Source organism: Arthrobacter sp. MYb23, assembly GCF_002979775.1.
Lineage (GTDB): Bacteria > Actinomycetota > Actinomycetes > Actinomycetales > Micrococcaceae > Arthrobacter.
The window spans coordinates 71,217-86,978 of record NZ_PCPR01000010.1 but is presented as its reverse complement, the minus strand read 5'-3'; the positions used below and the strand labels follow the sequence as shown (position 1 = coordinate 86,978).

Annotated in this window: 11 protein-coding genes; 7 read left to right on the top strand and 4 right to left on the bottom strand. The window is 63.6% G+C overall.

All coding sequences use genetic code 11. The annotated features are described in order from the left end of the window. Window positions 1–68 precede the first annotated feature (68 nt). Window positions 69–1,349, bottom strand: a complete 1,281-nt coding sequence (locus CQ020_RS12380) for an ABC transporter substrate-binding protein (RefSeq protein WP_105692123.1) — start codon at window positions 1,347–1,349, stop codon at window positions 69–71. A 64-nt stretch (window positions 1,350–1,413) separates the two neighbouring features. After that, entirely contained in the window at window positions 1,414–2,427 is a 1,014-nt protein-coding gene (locus tag CQ020_RS12375; RefSeq protein ID WP_105692122.1) for a hydroxyacid dehydrogenase, read from the bottom strand. 163 nt (window positions 2,428–2,590) lie between these two features. On the opposite strand from CQ020_RS12375, the gene CQ020_RS12370 reads away from it, so the two are divergent. From CQ020_RS12370 to CQ020_RS12355, 4 genes are all read left to right on the top strand, one after another. Beyond that, complete coding sequence (locus CQ020_RS12370) at window positions 2,591–4,576, top strand: heparinase II/III-family protein (protein ID WP_258141864.1); 1,986 nt, start codon at window positions 2,591–2,593, stop codon at window positions 4,574–4,576. Beyond that, the gene (locus CQ020_RS12365) at window positions 4,569–5,717 is read left to right on the top strand and encodes a LacI family DNA-binding transcriptional regulator (protein ID WP_105692121.1); all 1,149 of its coding nucleotides are present in this window, start codon (window positions 4,569–4,571) and stop codon (window positions 5,715–5,717) included. Before CQ020_RS12370 ends, CQ020_RS12365 begins: the two co-directional genes overlap by 8 nt. After that, a complete protein-coding gene (locus CQ020_RS12360) occupies window positions 5,717–7,630 on the top strand; it encodes a DUF2264 domain-containing protein (protein WP_105692120.1) in 1,914 nt (637 codons plus the stop codon). Before CQ020_RS12365 ends, CQ020_RS12360 begins: the two co-directional genes overlap by 1 nt. 84 nt (window positions 7,631–7,714) lie before the next feature. Next, window positions 7,715–8,515: a GNAT family N-acetyltransferase gene (locus CQ020_RS12355; protein ID WP_105692119.1), complete on the top strand. Its 801-nt coding sequence runs from the start codon at window positions 7,715–7,717 to the stop codon at window positions 8,513–8,515. 100 nt (window positions 8,516–8,615) lie between these two features. On the opposite strand, the gene CQ020_RS12350 is transcribed toward CQ020_RS12355, so the two are convergent. Continuing rightward, window positions 8,616–12,056, bottom strand: a complete 3,441-nt coding sequence (locus tag CQ020_RS12350; protein ID WP_181151866.1) for a discoidin domain-containing protein — start codon at window positions 12,054–12,056, stop codon at window positions 8,616–8,618. A 295-nt stretch (window positions 12,057–12,351) separates the two neighbouring features. Here CQ020_RS12350 and CQ020_RS12345 point away from each other — a divergent pair, with 295 nt between their 5' ends. Both CQ020_RS12345 and CQ020_RS12340 read left to right on the top strand, forming a co-directional pair. Continuing rightward, window positions 12,352–13,023: a GntR family transcriptional regulator gene (locus CQ020_RS12345; protein WP_105692117.1), complete on the top strand. Its 672-nt coding sequence runs from the start codon at window positions 12,352–12,354 to the stop codon at window positions 13,021–13,023. After that, window positions 13,020–14,192, top strand: a complete 1,173-nt coding sequence (locus CQ020_RS12340; RefSeq protein ID WP_105692116.1) for an MFS transporter — start codon at window positions 13,020–13,022, stop codon at window positions 14,190–14,192. Before CQ020_RS12345 ends, CQ020_RS12340 begins: the two co-directional genes overlap by 4 nt. Before the next feature lie 20 nt (window positions 14,193–14,212). On the opposite strand, the gene CQ020_RS12335 is transcribed toward CQ020_RS12340, so the two are convergent. Next, window positions 14,213–14,911 carry a YafY family protein gene (locus CQ020_RS12335; protein ID WP_105692115.1) on the bottom strand — a complete coding sequence of 233 codons (699 nt, stop codon included), beginning with the start codon at window positions 14,909–14,911 and terminating at the stop codon, window positions 14,213–14,215. Window positions 14,912–15,001: 90 nt separating this feature from the next. On the opposite strand from CQ020_RS12335, the gene CQ020_RS12330 reads away from it, so the two are divergent. Beyond that, window positions 15,002–15,742 carry an alpha/beta fold hydrolase gene (locus CQ020_RS12330; RefSeq protein WP_105692114.1) on the top strand — a complete coding sequence of 247 codons (741 nt, stop codon included), beginning with the start codon at window positions 15,002–15,004 and terminating at the stop codon, window positions 15,740–15,742. Window positions 15,743–15,762: the final 20 nt, after the last annotated feature.

Genomic DNA, 15,762 nt, shown 5'->3' with positions numbered 1-15,762 from the left:
ATCCGGTTCCGGTGCTGCGCCTCAAGGACGCAGCACCGGGACCGGGGAGAGTTGCTTGCCTGGCAGGATTACTTGCCCAGCACTTCGCTCGTGACGCGCTTGCCCATCTCGGCGATGCCATCGCTGACAGAGCGCTCGCCCACCATGATGAGGTCGTGCTCCTGGTTGAGGATCTTGTCCGTTGCGGCTGACTTGTCGCTGACGGGCATTTCCAGTTCGGTGGTGTCCGGCGTGAAGGCCTTCTTGGACAACTCGTCCGTGGGCATGCCATCGAGCTTGAAGTACTCAGCGGTGATGGCATCGTTCTGCAGGGCCGGGACTACGCCGATCTTGGAGATCGCCTTGGCGCCCTCTTCTCCGGCAGCCCACTCGATGAACTTCCTGGCCTCATCGGAGTGGGTTGCATTCTTGTTTACAGCGAAGGCCGTGGGCGAACCGAACGTGGTGACCTTGCCGTCGTCGTTCTTCTGCGGCATCGGCGCCAAGCCCCAGTTGACGTTGGTCTTGCCGTCCTTCTTTGCCTGCAGGATGCCGGCGATGTACCAGGTGCCCATGGGCATCATGGCTGCCTGGCCGGATTCGAACATGGTGCGGTAGCTGGTCTTCTGGCTCTTGGCGGTGCCGAAGTCCAAGGTGGCACCGGACTTCTGCAGGTCCAGCGCGGTGTTGTACTGGTCCTCCATGAAGCCGTAATCGCCGCTGTTCTGGTCAGCACCGTTCTGGGCTGCTGCGATGGCCTGGACCGTTGAACGCCAGATGTGGTGGTAAGTGCCGTAAGTCTTCTTGCCGCCGGCCTCGGAGGAGAGCTTCTTGGCGATCTCGGTGTACTTCTCCCACGTCAGGTCCTTGGGATCTTCAATTCCGGCAGCCTTGAACAGGTCCTTGTTGTAGTACAGGAGCCAGAAGTCCTGGCGGTAGGGGGCTGCGAAGTACTTGCCGTCAATGTTGAAGGCGTCCGTGCCGGCCAGGTTGTCCTTGCCCAGCTTGTCCACCACGCTGTTGATCTCCTGCAACTGGCCGTTGTTGGCGTAGCGGGAGTAGTCGATCACGTTTTTCATAGTGAGGACGTCCGTGGTGTCGCCGCCGGCGAGCATGGTGGTGACCTTCTGGGGGTAATCATCAGCAAGGATGTCCACGGGTTCAATATCCACAGTGGGGTTGGCGGCCTCGTAGCTGTCAAAGAGGGCCTTGAACTCCGGGGTGCCCTCGTAGTTCCACACCGAGACGGTCAGCCGGGTCTTGCCTTCGGCTGCCTGCGGTTCGGCGGGACCGGCAGCGCCTGCGCAGCCGGTGAGTCCAAGCCCTGCAGTCACCGCAAGGGCGATTGCGGCGAGGGTTGTGCGCTTCATTGCGTTCTCCTTTAGTACTGGGTTTTTAAGTCTGCCGCGGCTGCGGCTTTGGGTTTGACGGGGTCTAGGCGCTGAGTCCAAGATCCGCGTGGACTACCTGGGCCAGGAGGTCCTTGCCAGCGAGGTACCGCTCCAGGTCATCCAGTGCGGCATCGGACATCCGCCTGGTTTCCGTCCCGAGCGAACCGGCGATGTGCGGGGTGATGATCACGTTGGGGAGGTTGTACAGGGTGGATCCCGCGGGCAGCGGCTCGGGCTCCGTGACATCCAACAGGGCCGTGATCCGTCCGGTGGCGCACTCTTTTTCGAGCGCTTCAGTGTCCACGAGTGAACCGCGGGCGGTGTTAATGAGCGTCGCGTGGTCCTTCATGGACTGCAGCTCAGCGGTGCTGATCATGTTGCGGGTTTCAGGCAGGGCAGGTGCGTGAATGGTCACGACGTCGGACGCAGGCAGGAGCTCTTCGAGCGTGACCAGCTTGGCGCCCAGGGCTGCGACTTCAAGCGGATCTGCGTGGGGATCGCTCACCAAGCACGTGACGTCCTGGAGTTGCTGGACCAGCTGGATCACCCGGCGGCCGATGCGGGAGAACCCGATGACTCCGATGACCCGTCCTATGTTGCCCAGCTCGCCACGGTTACCGATGTAGCTCCAGTTTTCCCGGTATGTACGGGCATCATTGGCCAGGATATGCGCCTTTTTACCCGCCAGGACTATTGAAGCGAACGTGAACTCGGCCACCGGGATGGCATTGGCGTCGGCACCGTTGGTAACCGTGATGCCGCGATCCCAGAGTTCCTCGCTGACGAAGCTGCGCACTGTTCCTGCGCAGTGGAAAACTGCCCGGAGTTTGGGCATGCGCTCCAGACGCTCTGCGTTGAGCTGCGGAACTCCCCAGCTGGTGAGGAGAATTTCCACCTCTTCCAGGCGGCCCTCAAGTTCGGGGGCGTCCAAGGAATCCGTCCACGGCTGATCACCGAGATCCACCATTCCCGCCAGCCGCTCCAGTCGTGTGGAATCGAACTGGTCAGCAAAGGTTCCGCTATTCATGACCAGCAGTGCCTGGGGCTTGAGCGACATTGAGGGGATCCTCCTTTCGAAACTAACGGCGGTCTGTTCGACCATGATTTATGTGTTGCATCACATCTAATAATCAGTACATACTCATAAACAAGACAGTTCATTCAACTCAATCGAGCTTGATCTTAAACGTTCAAACTCGAACAAACGGGAGAAAAATCCTATGGCAACCGGCACCGCCGCCGTTCAAGCGCCACCCCTCCTCAGTGCCTGGAGCTCCAGCGCCGGCGCCGTCTCCTTGATGGATTCACTCCGCGGTGCCCGTGATCGCCTCACTATTCGTCCAGCGTCCGACGCCGGATGGCAGCGCGCTGCTGCCCGCCCCCTTTCGGAGTTACGCGCCGAAGCGGAGGCAGAAAAGGGTGCCCCGTGGCCCCAACCCCTGGTCTCCCACTACGCGCGCTACTTCCGCGACGGTAACCGCACTGCCTACGAGGGACTGGTGGCGAGCCGACAGCAGCGGCTGACTCGCGCCGTCGTGATGGCTGCTTTGAGTGAACCCTCTGATGACGGCTGGCTCGACGAAGTGATTGATGGCGCGTATCTCCTGTGTGAGCAGAGCTCGTGGAGTTGGGCAGCGCACGATGACGTGTTCACGCGCAGTGGCTGCGTCGTGCCGGATCGTTCCCGGCCGTACCTGGACCTCGGTGCAGGAGAGGTGGTGGCACAGCTCGCGTGGCTGGACCATGTGCTGGGTGACGCTCTGGATAAGCGTGCTCCCGGCCTGCGGAAACGCCTCCGCGAGGAAGCAAAGGAGCGGGTCATTCGCCCGTTCCTGGACCGGCTCGATTGGCACTGGCTGGGCCTCGACGGCGACGTCCACAACTGGAACCCATGGATCCACTCGAACATCATCGTGGCAGCGCTGTTGCTGGTTGACGACCCTGGTTTGCAGGCGCAGGTTGTTGCCCGGTGCATTGAGGGCCTGGACCGCTTCCTCGCCTCCATCCCGGCCGACGGCGCAATCGATGAGGGCTTCGCTTACTGGTGGAACGGTGCCGGCCGCGCGCTGGAAGGGCTTGCCATCCTGGAGGAAGCCAGCGGCGGTGTGTTGAACCCGGACTTGCCCGTGATCCGCGCGCTGGTGGCCTTCCCGCACCGCATGCACCTGGGCCACCGATGGTTCCTCAACGTCGCCGACGGCCCCGCCCGTGCCCACGAAGGACTGCCGTGGGGAATGCTGCACCGTTGGGCCGTCCGGCTGGGCGACCCCGCCGCCGTCGAGCTTGCCGCAACGTTTGCCGCCGTCGAACCCGAACCCAACGCCGCCGCCGGGCTGGGCCGCGTCCTCACCCAACTAAGTAGCAGCACAGCGCGTTTTGAGCCCTCAAAACGCGCTCAGCTGCGACCTAGTTGGGGGACGTACCTGCCGTCGGTCCAGATCATGGTGGCGCGGCAAACCTCGGGTTCATCCGCTGGGCTCACGCTCGCAGCCAAGGGCGGACACAACGGCGAGCACCACAACCACCGCGACGTCGGCTCCGTGGTGGTTGCCGTGGACGGTGTGCCGCTGCTGGTCGACGCAGGCCAACCCACCTACACCGCCCAAACGTTCGGACCTGATCGGTACCGGATTCGGGCCATGCAGAGCGCCTGGCATAGCGTGCCCGCCCCGTTCGGGCTGGAACAGGGGACGGGGACTTCCTTTGCGGCGACCGTTCTGCAGGAGCCCACCCCGGAGGAGCCGACCCTGGCGTTGGGTCTCGGGGCCGCCTACGGTCTGGGCCACCCTGAGCAATGGATCCGCACCTCCTTGATGAACCGGGAGCAGGGGGCCGTGGTGATTGACGATCGCTGGAACCTGCCGGTCCACCCTCCGGAGGGAAACCACCCTCCGGAGGGAAACCACCCGCCTGAGGGAACGCACGACGTCGACATCACCTACCTGGTTGGCGGCACCGTCAGCGTCGGTACAGACGCGACGGCGACCATCACGCCCGAGGGGATTCCGACTGCGGAAACCACCAAGGGGCTGCGCCTGCGCTGGAAGCCGGCCACCGCCGTCGTGCTGGTGGACGAGTGGTTCCTGGACGATCCGCTCCTCAGCGATATCTGGGGCGAAAAGCTCACCAGGATCCGGTTCCGCATGCCCGAAGATACCCGCGCTTCCGGCGCGTTCACCCTCACAGTGGAGGCAACAAATGACTAACGAATCAAGCCCTGAACCCGGGAAGTCGCTGTTTTCGCTGCAGCGTCGTGAGCGGCTCATGGAGGAGCTGCGTGCGCATGGCGCCATTACCGTGCGGGATATTGCCGCGAAGCTGGGCGTCAGCGAGCTGACCATCCGGCGGGACGTGAACACGCTGGCCGACGAAGGCCTGGTGTCCCGTGTTCACGGCGGTGCCACGTTGCCCAGCCCGTTGGATCGATCGGCGGCTGTGGGGAGGCCGTCGGCGCACAGTTACTCCATCGGCATGGTGGTTCCGTCGCTGGACTATTACTGGCCGCAGGTGATTTCCGGGGCACGTGGAGAGGCTGAGGTGCAGAATCTCCGTATCCTGGTCCGTGGCTCCGCCTATGACGCTGCCGATAACCGCCGCCAGGTCCAGGCGCTCCTTGATACGCAGAACATTGACGGCTTGATCGTGGCCCCGGATATGGGTGGTGAGCACGGGAAGGAACTTCTCCGCTGGCTGAACGCCCTGCCCATCCCGGTGATCATGGCTGAGCGTCGGGCGCCGTCGGAGATCCCGTCCCATCGCCTGGAGTGGGTGGCCACGGATCACTCCTTCGGCGCGGGGATGGCCGTACGGCACTTGTGGCAGGAGGGCCACCGGATGATCGGCTGCCTCACTGATTCCACGAGCCCTACCAGTCCCCACGTGGTCCGCGGTTGGAAGCAGGCCCTTGCTGCCCTGAAGATTCCGCTGGAAAAGTCCATCCATGAGGACTCGGCCAAACAGGACAACGGGGACCGAGCCAAGCACTTTGATCGAGTCCTGGAGCTTTGCCGTTCATCAGGGACCACGGCCATGCTGGTGCACTCGGATACCCAGGCCGTGGCGTTCGTGCAGCACTGCGTGGACCGCGGTGTAGATGTTCCCGGCAGCATGGCGATCGTTGGATACGACGACGAAGTAGCCTACCTCGCTGAGCCCGCAATCTCCGCGGTCCGGCCGCCCAAGAGCTACGTCGGCAAGGTGGCGGTGCAGCTCATGGCTGCACGCCTGGCCGAAGGAAGGATGCGCCCTGTGCATCGGATTGACCTGAACCCTGAGCTGATTGTGCGCGATTCGTCGTTGGGGGCGCCACGGGGGCTCGCCGGAGCTCTTGTGGAGGATTCACTCTGATGCTTTTGCCGCCCCTGGACCACGAGCTGTCCCCGTTCACCGGCCTGACCCGCGAGCACTGGTGCGCGTATGCGGATCACCTCCTGCGCTCGGCCCATCGCTTTGGCACCGAGGACCACGCCAACATCCACCTGCCCGGAGCCAACAGCCGGTACGGCCCGCGAAGTGATTCGCTGGAAGCCTTCGCCCGGACGTTCCTGCTGGCCTCCTTCCGGATTGCCGGCGACCCGGCCAACACCGGGTGGATCGCCGAGTGGTATGCCGCTGGCCTCGATGCCGGGACCAACCCCGCGAATCCTGACCGGTGGCCGACGCCAGGTGAGCTGGGGCAGGCGAAGGTTGAGGCGGCGTCGTTGGCTGTTGGCTTGGCGTTGACCCGCGACGTGCTGTGGGACAAGCTGCCCGAGCGCGTGCAGGAACAGCTCATTGCCTGGTTCGAGACTGTGATCGGCGAGGAGTACCCGCCCATCAACTGGGTGTGGTTCCAGATAGTGGTGGAGACGTTCCTGGCATCCGTGGGTGGCAGATACTCGGATGAGGACATCGACGCCGGACTCGCCATCCACGATTCGCTGTACCGGGGCGGGGGCTGGTTCGCTGACGGACCGGAGAGGGCCTACGACCATTACGTTGGCTGGGCGTTCCAGGTGTATCCGCAGCTCTGGGCACTGATGGCACCGAACGATCCCCGAGTAGCCGCCCGCAAAAAGCTCGACGGCGACCGGCTGGCTGACTTTTTGGACGACGCCGCCTTCCTCGTGGGTGCGAACGGAGCTCCGCTGATCCAAGGCCGGAGCTTGATCTACCGGTTCGCGGCCGCGGCACCTTTCTGGGTGGGGGAGTTGTCCGGGCACACGCGTTTGGCTCCCGGCATGGCCCGCCGTGCAGCGTCCGGAATGCTGGATTACTTTGCCCGGCACGGGTCCATCACCGGGGACGGGCTTCTCTCCATCGGCTGGCACGGAGAATTCGCAGGCATGAAGCAGGCCTACTCCGGTGCTGGATCACCGTATTGGGCTGCGAAGGGCATGCTGGGCCTGGCGCTGCCGGCGGATCACCTGGCGTGGACCTCCGTTGAGGCTCCCCTGCCCGTTGAGGTTGCGGACACTCAGCGGCTGATCAAAGCGCCGGGTTGGCAGGTTGACGGGACCCGCGCGGACGGCGTGGTCCGGATTCGGAACCATGCCACGGATCACGCTGTTGTTGGCTCCGTGGTGGCTGATTCGCCGCTGTATGCCCGGACTGGGTACTCGACTCACACGTTCCCGGACCTCACGCCGGAGTCCGTGGACAACGCGGTGGCGTTCCTTGACTCCTCTGGGCGGCTGACGCATAGGACGGGGTTTGAATACCTCGGTTCGTTCTCCGAGGACGGCTTCCAAGTGGGTGCTTCCCGGTTCACAGCACACTGGATAGAACCCGATCCCGACGCCGGCCCGGATCACGGCAGCGGGGTTGCCGGCACTGCAACGCCTGGCCCTTCGGTGACGGTGGTTTCGGTGACGCGGGGGGCGCTTGAGCTGAGGTTGGTGCGTGTTGCCGGTGCTTCCTCGGGTGGCACGGGTGCTCCGTTGCGGATTGGTGGCTGGCCGGTGGATGCTGCGTCTTCGGTGGTGAGCTCGGTCTGCGCGGTTCCCGGGTATGGCTTGGCGTTGGATACGTCCGGGACCTTTGTGCGCTCGGGAGCGCACCCCATGGGTTCGGAGCTCACCATTCCATGGGTGGGAACCTCGGGCACCGCGCACGACGGCGACTATGCCGCCGTCGTAATCCTCGCCGGTGAGGGAGGTGCTTCGCCGGACGGGGGTGTCACGTTTGTTGCCGGGGAAGGGGAGCTCACAGGCGAGTTTGTGTTCCCCGACGGTGCCTCAGTGCCCCTTTCGCGACTGTGGCCCGCCCATTTCGATGCCTAGCTGCTGAACGTGCCGGGCGCACGGCATGGTGCGCAGGGAACCATCGAAATCGGGTGACCAGCCAGCCTGCAGTAGGCTCGCGGAATGAGCCACAGCGAAGACCGTGCCCGTTTCCTTGCCGCCTACGACGCCAACCTCCGCACCGACGCTGAGACGCCGAGTGCCATCAAAGTGACCCAGCACGGACCCCTGCGCTGGGTCACTTTTATGAAGGGCCGTGGCTTCGTGACTTACCAGGACCTCGGCGACGCGGATGCGCACACCATCACGCGGCTTGTTGCGGAGTCAGTGGCCTATTACCGTGCTGAACCGGACATCACCAGGGTGGAATGGAAATCCCGCGGGCATGACCACGCGCCGGGTCTGCATGAGGCCCTCATCAACAACGGCTTCACCCAGGATGACCCGGAATCCATCATGATCGGCGAGGTCCAGTCTTTGAGCACAGCTGTGCCACTTCCCGACGGCGTGACTCTCCGGCAGGTAACGGGCGAAGCCGATGTGCGGGCCATGAGCGCCATGCAGGACCAAGTCTTCGGGGAACCTGTGTCAGATGAGATGGCTGATGCCCTGCTTCGCAGACTCTCGCTGGATGACGGGATGCAGCTGTGGGTGGCGGAGGCTGACGGAAAAATCGTCAGTGCGGGACGTCTGGAGCCAGTGCCCGGCACAGCCTTCGCCGGTATCTGGGGTGGTGCCACCAGGGAGGAATGGCGCGGTCGGGGGATCTACAGGGCATTGACGGCCCGCCGCGCGCAAGCCGCACTCGAGATGGGAAAGACCCTCATCCACAGCGACTCCACCGAGTTCTCGCGGCCAATCCTGGAACGTTCCGGGCTGCTCAAGGTGTCCACCACGACGCCGTACCGCTGGGTGCGTGGCTGAAAGCTCAGTCGGCTTTGGGGGCCAGCCGCCGGTTGAGTCGATCAACAGCAAAGCCCCTCAGGATCAAATTCCCGAGGGGCCCCACCACTTCAGAATTTTCTTATTTACCTGCCGCGAAGTAGCTCACGCACTGCCCTTGGTTCTGGAACACGGGCTGCGGGCTCGTCTTCCAGCCCCCGCTCTTGCATGCGTCCTTGCCTGTGGAAACAGCTACCCGGTACACCTTGGTGGTGCCGTCCGGCGCCGTCACGGTGACTACCGCCGTCGGGTTCTCGAAGGTGGGCTGTTGGACGGTCACCTTGGCGTTCGTGTCCAGCGGGTAGCCGACGACGGCGGGAGTCGCCGATGTCGTCAGCGCCCGGTAGTCGGTGGTCGCCGGGTCGAAGCCGATAACCGATGCCTGGTTCACCAGCAGCCTGCCGAGCTCGGCGAGGCCCGCATCCGCCAAGCGTGATCCGGCGATGGCAACCTCCGCGATCTTGGTGTACGACGCCGTGGTCACGAACGAAACCCTGATCCCACGAGTGGTGACGGGGTCGAAACGGACGGTGGTCGGTGAAGAGATCGAGATTCCCGTGGTGGTACCAGCGGAGGTGTCCTGCCATGCTCCGGAGGCATCCTGGTACTGGACTTTGAGGCTCTGGGCTGCCTTTTCCGCAGATGTCACGGTCACGGAGGAGACGGTGTAGTCGCGGCTGAAAGCGTAGCTCAGGTTGTCGCCGGCCCGGCCGCCGCTCACCCAGTTGGACCAGCGGGTGGAGGCGTTGGCATCACAGGTGTTCTTCGCGATGTAGGAGCCCTCGGTGTAGCTGGCCGTTGCGACGGTGGTGGGGTCGTCCTTGCAAATGTTGCTGCTCGGAACCCGGTCCACCACCACTACGGTCAGGGTTGCGGAAAGGGAGCCCGCCTTGCCAGGAACAGTCACTGAACCGACGGACTGCAGGGCGGCGTCAGAAAGCGATGCCCAGTCCCACATGACCGGGATGGGGTTTCGGGCTGGTCCGTCGCCGATCTGTCCGGGGACGGAGGCAGGGGCAGCGGCCTGGACCTCAGCCACGGTAGAACCAACTCCCACTGTTACCGAGGCCGGATCTGTTGCTACGTACTGCCCGACGGTCACAGTCAAGAGGGCATCGTCAAAAGCCTGCCCGTAGGGGTCAACCCCCGAACCGCGGAGCGTCACCTTACCCTCCTTCTGCCAGGCCGAGGGGTCAACTGCGGACCAGGTAACGGCCAGCGGCTTTCCCGGACCCGCCTCATACAGCGGAGTCACTGTGGAGGGGAGGACAGGCACGGAGCCAGTCAGCGTGCTCAGCTCAACGGGCTGGGTCCCGGGGAGCTTCAGATCTGCAATGTCCGTGAACGCCCATGCCTGGTGCGGACTTGCCGATGCGGTTGCCGTGGTTCCGGTGGAGGAAGCCAGCGCCACGGACGTTCCGGCCGTCGTCTGGTTGCCCGAAACCTGCAGGGCAATCGCGGCACCTGCGTTAACGAGGGACCATTGCTTACCGTTCTCTGTCGTCACTATCCACTGTGCAGAAGGAGTCGCTTTGGCTTGGTCCAACGTCAGGGAAGCCAGTGTTGCCGCGCCGCTCTGGCTCCCGTTGAGCACACCACCGTTGCCGGTGAGAACCTTGCCGTCCTTGTTGGTCAGAACCCAACGGCGATCGTTCGCAAACTCGTCGTCGGCGTTCACTGCGTTGAAAGTCCACATCTGCGGAGCCACGCCAGCGGCGTCGGTGCCCAAATCCTCAATCGAGGCGGTACCGTTCGCATGCCCGGTCAGGTATTTGCCGCTCGCCTCACCGCTGAGGTGGTAGCTTTGACCGTCCTGCACGGGTGCGGCGTCGTCCGAAACTCCACTGACGCCGTCGACGACGAACGTCACCACTGATGCGGCAGGAACCTCAAGCGTGGCGGACTTGGCCGCGGTGTCCACGGCAACCGGCGCTCCAGTTACGAGCGCGTTCTTCTCGATGTCATCCAGCGGCGACTTGGTGGTCACCACGGGTGTGACCGTGGCGCCGGGTGCGATTACGCCAAAGCGGCTGAGGTCCAAGGTGACCTTTTCCGGCGTCGGGGTGTCATTGAAGTGGACCAGCGTGGCACCGTTTCCGTCGGCGCGGAGGGCGCTGGCGGTCTTGGCGTTGTCGTTTTGGATGAGGAAGTCGCCGGGCCGGATGTAGTGCGTGAAGTTCCGGGTGGTGTTGTACTTCTGGTTGGTCAGGACCTTGCACTTCGCCTGTTCCTGGGATGCGCCGTCATTGATGCGACGGTTGGAGAAGCCTTCGCGGCCCGCGTAGTTGCAGTCGAAGTCCACGTAAATGGAACCCCAGCCTTTGTCGGCTTTTTCCTGCTTGTACGTGTCCTCCACAGGCTGCCAGAAGACCCAGGCGTTGGGGTCCAGCTCGCGGAGATCGTTGACCATGCGGCCCGCGATGCCCAGGCCATTGGTGATGTTGGATCGGTCCCAGCCGCTGGTGGAGTCGCCGAGTGCCGGGTTGCCGGTCCAGAAGCCACCAACTTCGCTCATCCACAGGGGTTTGTCCGTGGAGTTGGCCAGATCGCGGACCCGGCGGCGGTCGTTGGTGCCGTAGGTGTGGACGTTGAGTTGGGCGACGGCGTCCTTGGCCTCCTGGCTGTAACCGTTCCAGTTGGTCATGAACTTGGTGGGGTCGGTCTCGTCCATCGCGGAGATGACGGCGTCCGTGGCGCCCTCTTTGAGTTCGGCGGCCAGCAACTTGGTCACACGATCTTGGGCGGCGGGATAGATCAGTGCGCCTTCCTGCTTCTGCGTGTAGGAGGTTGGTGGCTTGCCGGAGGCGGCGTCGATGTCCGTACCCCAGTAGCCCGAGTTCGGCTCATTGAACGGGTCGATAGTGTCCACCGTGATGCCGCTGCCCTTCTCGAGGAGCTCGACGGCGTTCCTCATGTAAGCGGCGAACTTCGCTTCCGCTTCGGGCATGAGGTTCTCGCCCTTATTGGTGTTGACCTGACCGGACACGTAGCCGCTCTTGGTCATGAACCACGGCGGGGAGTTGCTGAAGGCTTCCCAGTGGGTGATCTGCTGGTCCGCGGCGAGTCGCTCCACCCACCAGCGCTGGTTCTGGTCGGCGTCAGGGTTGTAGGAGGCGGGGTCGTCCGGGTCCCACTCGCTCAGGAAAGCGAGCTTATTGGCCTGTGATTTATCTACGGTTCCGTCCGGGTTGTAAAGGTTCGACGCCGGCTGACCGGCTTGCGCTTCAGCCACCGGCTTCCACCATCCCTCCACAGCGCTGCCGTCGTTGAGATAGTTGGCGACGTCAGACGCGTTGCCGCCGCCGACGTTGTAGCGGGCGATGTTGAGGTTGAGTCCGTCCTTGCCGAAGACCTTCTGGTATAGCTCCTCACGCAGCTCGGGCGAGTATCCAGCCGTCGCATTCGCGAACCAGACCAGGCTGGTTCCCCAACCTTCGAAGGCTTCGCCGCGGCTGGCCGGGTTCGGGGTGATGGTGACGGCGGTTGCGTCGGCAGCGTGTGCTTGCGGTGTAGTCGCGGGCATGAGCGCAAGGCTGGTTGCTGCCGTAACAGCTGCCGCCAGCACGGCCACAGGCCTTCGGATTCTTCGAGCGGTAAACGCCATGGGGGACCTCATCTTTGGGGTTTCATTCGGGTGCTGCCCGGATTCCGGGAAGGCCGGGCAAGGCGAGACTATGAGGCTCTTGGGACTGCAACAAGGCATTCGAACAGGCTCGTTCGTGGTCAGTCAGAAGTGGTCACTCTCCATCGGGTTGCGTTCGTCCCGGGCACAGTTGGATACTTGTATACAAGTACACTTCTTTGACAGGCGGCCCAGTATGGCAGATCCACAGCCACAGCCACGGAACACAGGGGCACACGTTGTCTACGGCGAGCTGAAACGCCAGATCCTCAGCCTGGAGCTCAAACCTGGCGAGCGAATCTACGAACCCGCAATGGCCACCGCCCTGCAGGTCAGCCGGACGCCGCTACGGGAAGCCATTCGGCGGCTCATCTCAGAGAGCCTGCTCGAGCAGCAAGCCACCGGGGGAGTCATTGTTCCGGTGCTGGACCAGACGGCAATATCAGAGTTGTATGACGTCCGTGCTGCGCTGGAGTCGCTGATGGCCCGGGAAGCGTGTGCCAATGCCACCGAGGCGGACCTTGAAGAACTCCGGGGGATTGTTGCCCGAAATGCCGCGCTGGTGGAATTCGCGGATGAAGCAATGAAGTACGGTGTGGCCCTCCACGCAGCCATTGCCAGGATCGCTGGAAACTCCTGGGCCCAGCGCTTCCATGAGCAGATCGCCAGCCAGGTTGAACGCTACCGATACTTCACCAACAACGCCCCTGAACGCCGCGATGAAGCGCTTGCCAATCATCGGCTCCTGGTCGATGCCATAGCTTCGAAGGATGCGGAGAAGGCAGCCAAGGTGGCTTTCGATCACGTGATCGGCGCACGTGATGAGACCTTACGCGTTATCTCAAGCACCGGCCTCGTGATCGAATGATCGGCGAACTCGGACGGAGGTCCTCCACCGCACTCCTGATTCACTCGGCACTCATCCAGGCCGTCACGTTCCTGGTCCGGCCAGCCACCACGTACCGCGCACTTGAATTGGACGTTCCCGGATTTGCGTTGGGTCTTCTTGCCGCGAGCTACGCAGTGTTTCCCCTGCTGCTTGCCCTGCCCATCGGCGGCCTGGTGGACCGCCTGGGTGAGCGGAGGCTCATGGCGATCGGGGCCGCCGTCGTCCTGGGCTGTTCCGCGTTTCTGTTGTTCTGGGGAACCTCGGTCCCGGCGCTCGTGGCAGGAACAGCGCTGCTGGGCGCGGGTCAGCTCGCTTGTGTGGTGGGGCAGCAAGCAGTGGTGGCGAACAACGCTGCGTCCTCGCGCCTGGATTCTGCTTTCGGATACCTGACCTTCGCCGCATCGCTGGGCCAAGCCTTGGGACCGTTGGCCATTTCCGTAGTGGGCGGTGCTTCTGTTCAGCCGAATACGCAGGCCATCTTCCTGCTGGCCACGGCCATGAGCTTGGTGCTGTTCCTGAGCACCTTCGTGATTTCTTCGAAGGTCAGCCAACGGAGGCGCACTGCCAAGGGCGGACCGAAGGGCAGCGCGGTTGCTCTCCTCCGGACCCCGGGTGTGGTCCGGGCGTTGGCTACCAGTGCCACCGTTCTGGCCGTAGTGGACCTGACTGTTGTCTACCTGCCGGCATTGGGCGCGGAACGGGGCCTCACCGCAGCAACCGTGGGCCTCATGCTCACCGTCCGTGCCCTGTTTTCCATGGTTTCCCGGCTGGGTCTGGGCAGCATGTCCCGCAAACTGGGCCGCATGAAGCTGCTGGTCCTCAGCCTGGCCATCTCCACAGTTGCCCTGGGCGTGGCAGCCGTTCCCATGCCGGAGTGGTTGTTGTTCATCGTCATGGCGTTCCTCGGCCTCGGGCTAGGGATAGGCCAACCACTGACCATGTCCTGGCTCTCGGCCCAAGCGCCCGAAGGTCAACGCGGGCGTGCGCTGGCCTTGCGGTTGGCCGGAAACAGGGTGGGGCAGGTGGTCCTGCCCAGTGCAATCGGCGTGGTGGCGGTGGGCCTCGGCGCAGCGGGGGTGTTCCTGGCATCCGCGGTTGCCGTGGGCGGAACCATGTTGTTATTGCGGGGCGTGCGGCTGGACGACTAGCTGGGGATTGTTTGAGCGAATCACACGCCCCCACCATGCACAGGTCTGGCGTTCTCCGGGGGTTCTCCGACCTCGTGGATGGTGTGGCCGCCGCAAGCCGCCTTGGTTACGCTGGCTCGTTCGATGCGCGACACAATGAACCATCGCATGGCGTCGCGAAGTCGACACCACCCAACCAAGTACCACTGGCCGTTCGTTGAGGCGAACAGCACGGGTTCGACGTCGCGGATGGTGCTGTTCCCATCTTTAGAGGTGTAGCGGATGCGGACTACACGCTGCTCAGACATCGCCTCCTCCAGAGCCGATCTGATGGTCCGCGAGGAGGGGGAGGGCGCATTGACCCAGACGCGGCCAGCCAGTTCGTCGGCTTTTGCCCGGGTCCTGGGATCGAGGACGTCAACGATCTTCCGGATGCCGGCTGCTGCCAGATCGGCATAAGGGGCATCGGGTGCAGCGGACACGGCTGCCATGAGCGCAACGGCCTGCGCTGGGGACAGACTGACAGGCGGCAGGGAAGCGCTGGCGGCCAGTCCGTAGCCACCACCCGGCCCTGGGCGGGACCATACGGGCGCGCCGCTGTTCTCAAGCGCAGCGAGGTCCCTCTTGACTGTTCGCACGGAAACGCCGAACTCTCTGGCCAGCCGATCGGCGGAGGACCCCCGTGATCCGTTGCGGCGAAGCATCTCGGAGAGGGCAAGGAGCCGCTCGGTTCGCTTCACAGTTCAGCCCTCTTCACCGTTCAGCCGCCATAAAATTCATGACATAAATAGTGACATACACCTGCCCACAGGGGCTACGAAGGTAGTGATATGACAACTATTGCGAGCAGTCAGCCCATCATCCTCATCGCCGGCCACTGGTTGGGCGCTTGGGCGTGGGATGAAGTCCTTGAACACCTAAAAACCGACAATTCCCGTGCAGTCGCCGTGACGCTCCCGGGCCTCGACGGGAACGATCCTGAACGGGCCACCAAGAACCTCGACGATCAAGCGGCTGCGGTCCTGGATACTCTTGCCCGACTCGGCACTTCCGAAGAACAGCCCGCGATCATCGTCGCTCACAGTGGTGCCAACGCCCCTGTCAGCCTGGTCCTTGACCGACACCCGGAGCTTGTTCACCAGGTGGTGTGGGTGGACTCCGGGCCTGTGTCCACAGGAAGCGTGTTCGCCCCGGATCTCCCGGAAGGAGTGGACGAGCTTCCGCTGCCATCCCTTGAAGACCTCGCAGAGCAGGCCAGTCTCGAAGGCCTGAGCGCCGAGGTCCTCGAGCGTTTTCGGGCCCGCGCAGTACCGGAGCCCGGCCCGGTGCTTCGCCAGCCCGTCGAGCTCCGGAATGATGCCCGCCGCAAGGTCCGGACCACCCTGGTGTGCTGCTCGATCCCTGGCGCGCAGATGCTGGAGTTGGCCAACTCAGGCCATCCCATGTTCGCGGAAGTCGCGACTCTTGAGCACCTTGACGTCATTGACCTCCCCACAGGACATTGGCCCATGTGGAGCCGCCCCAGGGACCTGGCCAAGGTCATTCAGACAGCTTCCTCACGAGCCGACTAAGCAAAGTGCCGGGCTGTTCG

Coding starts and splice junctions, on each gene's coding strand:
- CQ020_RS12370 (WP_258141864.1), top strand. CDS start 2,591: ATGGCAACCGGCACCGCCGCCGTTCAAGCGCCACCCCTCCTCAGTGCC.
- CQ020_RS12375 (WP_105692122.1), bottom strand. CDS start 2,427: ATGTCGCTCAAGCCCCAGGCACTGCTGGTCATGAATAGCGGAACCTTT.
- CQ020_RS12380 (WP_105692123.1), bottom strand. CDS start 1,349: ATGAAGCGCACAACCCTCGCCGCAATCGCCCTTGCGGTGACTGCAGGG.
- CQ020_RS12355 (WP_105692119.1), top strand. CDS start 7,715: ATGAGCCACAGCGAAGACCGTGCCCGTTTCCTTGCCGCCTACGACGCC.
- CQ020_RS12345 (WP_105692117.1), top strand. CDS start 12,352: ATGGCAGATCCACAGCCACAGCCACGGAACACAGGGGCACACGTTGTC.
- CQ020_RS12330 (WP_105692114.1), top strand. CDS start 15,002: ATGACAACTATTGCGAGCAGTCAGCCCATCATCCTCATCGCCGGCCAC.
- CQ020_RS12360 (WP_105692120.1), top strand. CDS start 5,717: ATGCTTTTGCCGCCCCTGGACCACGAGCTGTCCCCGTTCACCGGCCTG.
- CQ020_RS12340 (WP_105692116.1), top strand. CDS start 13,020: ATGATCGGCGAACTCGGACGGAGGTCCTCCACCGCACTCCTGATTCAC.
- CQ020_RS12365 (WP_105692121.1), top strand. CDS start 4,569: ATGACTAACGAATCAAGCCCTGAACCCGGGAAGTCGCTGTTTTCGCTG.
- CQ020_RS12350 (WP_181151866.1), bottom strand. CDS start 12,056: ATGCCCGCGACTACACCGCAAGCACACGCTGCCGACGCAACCGCCGTC.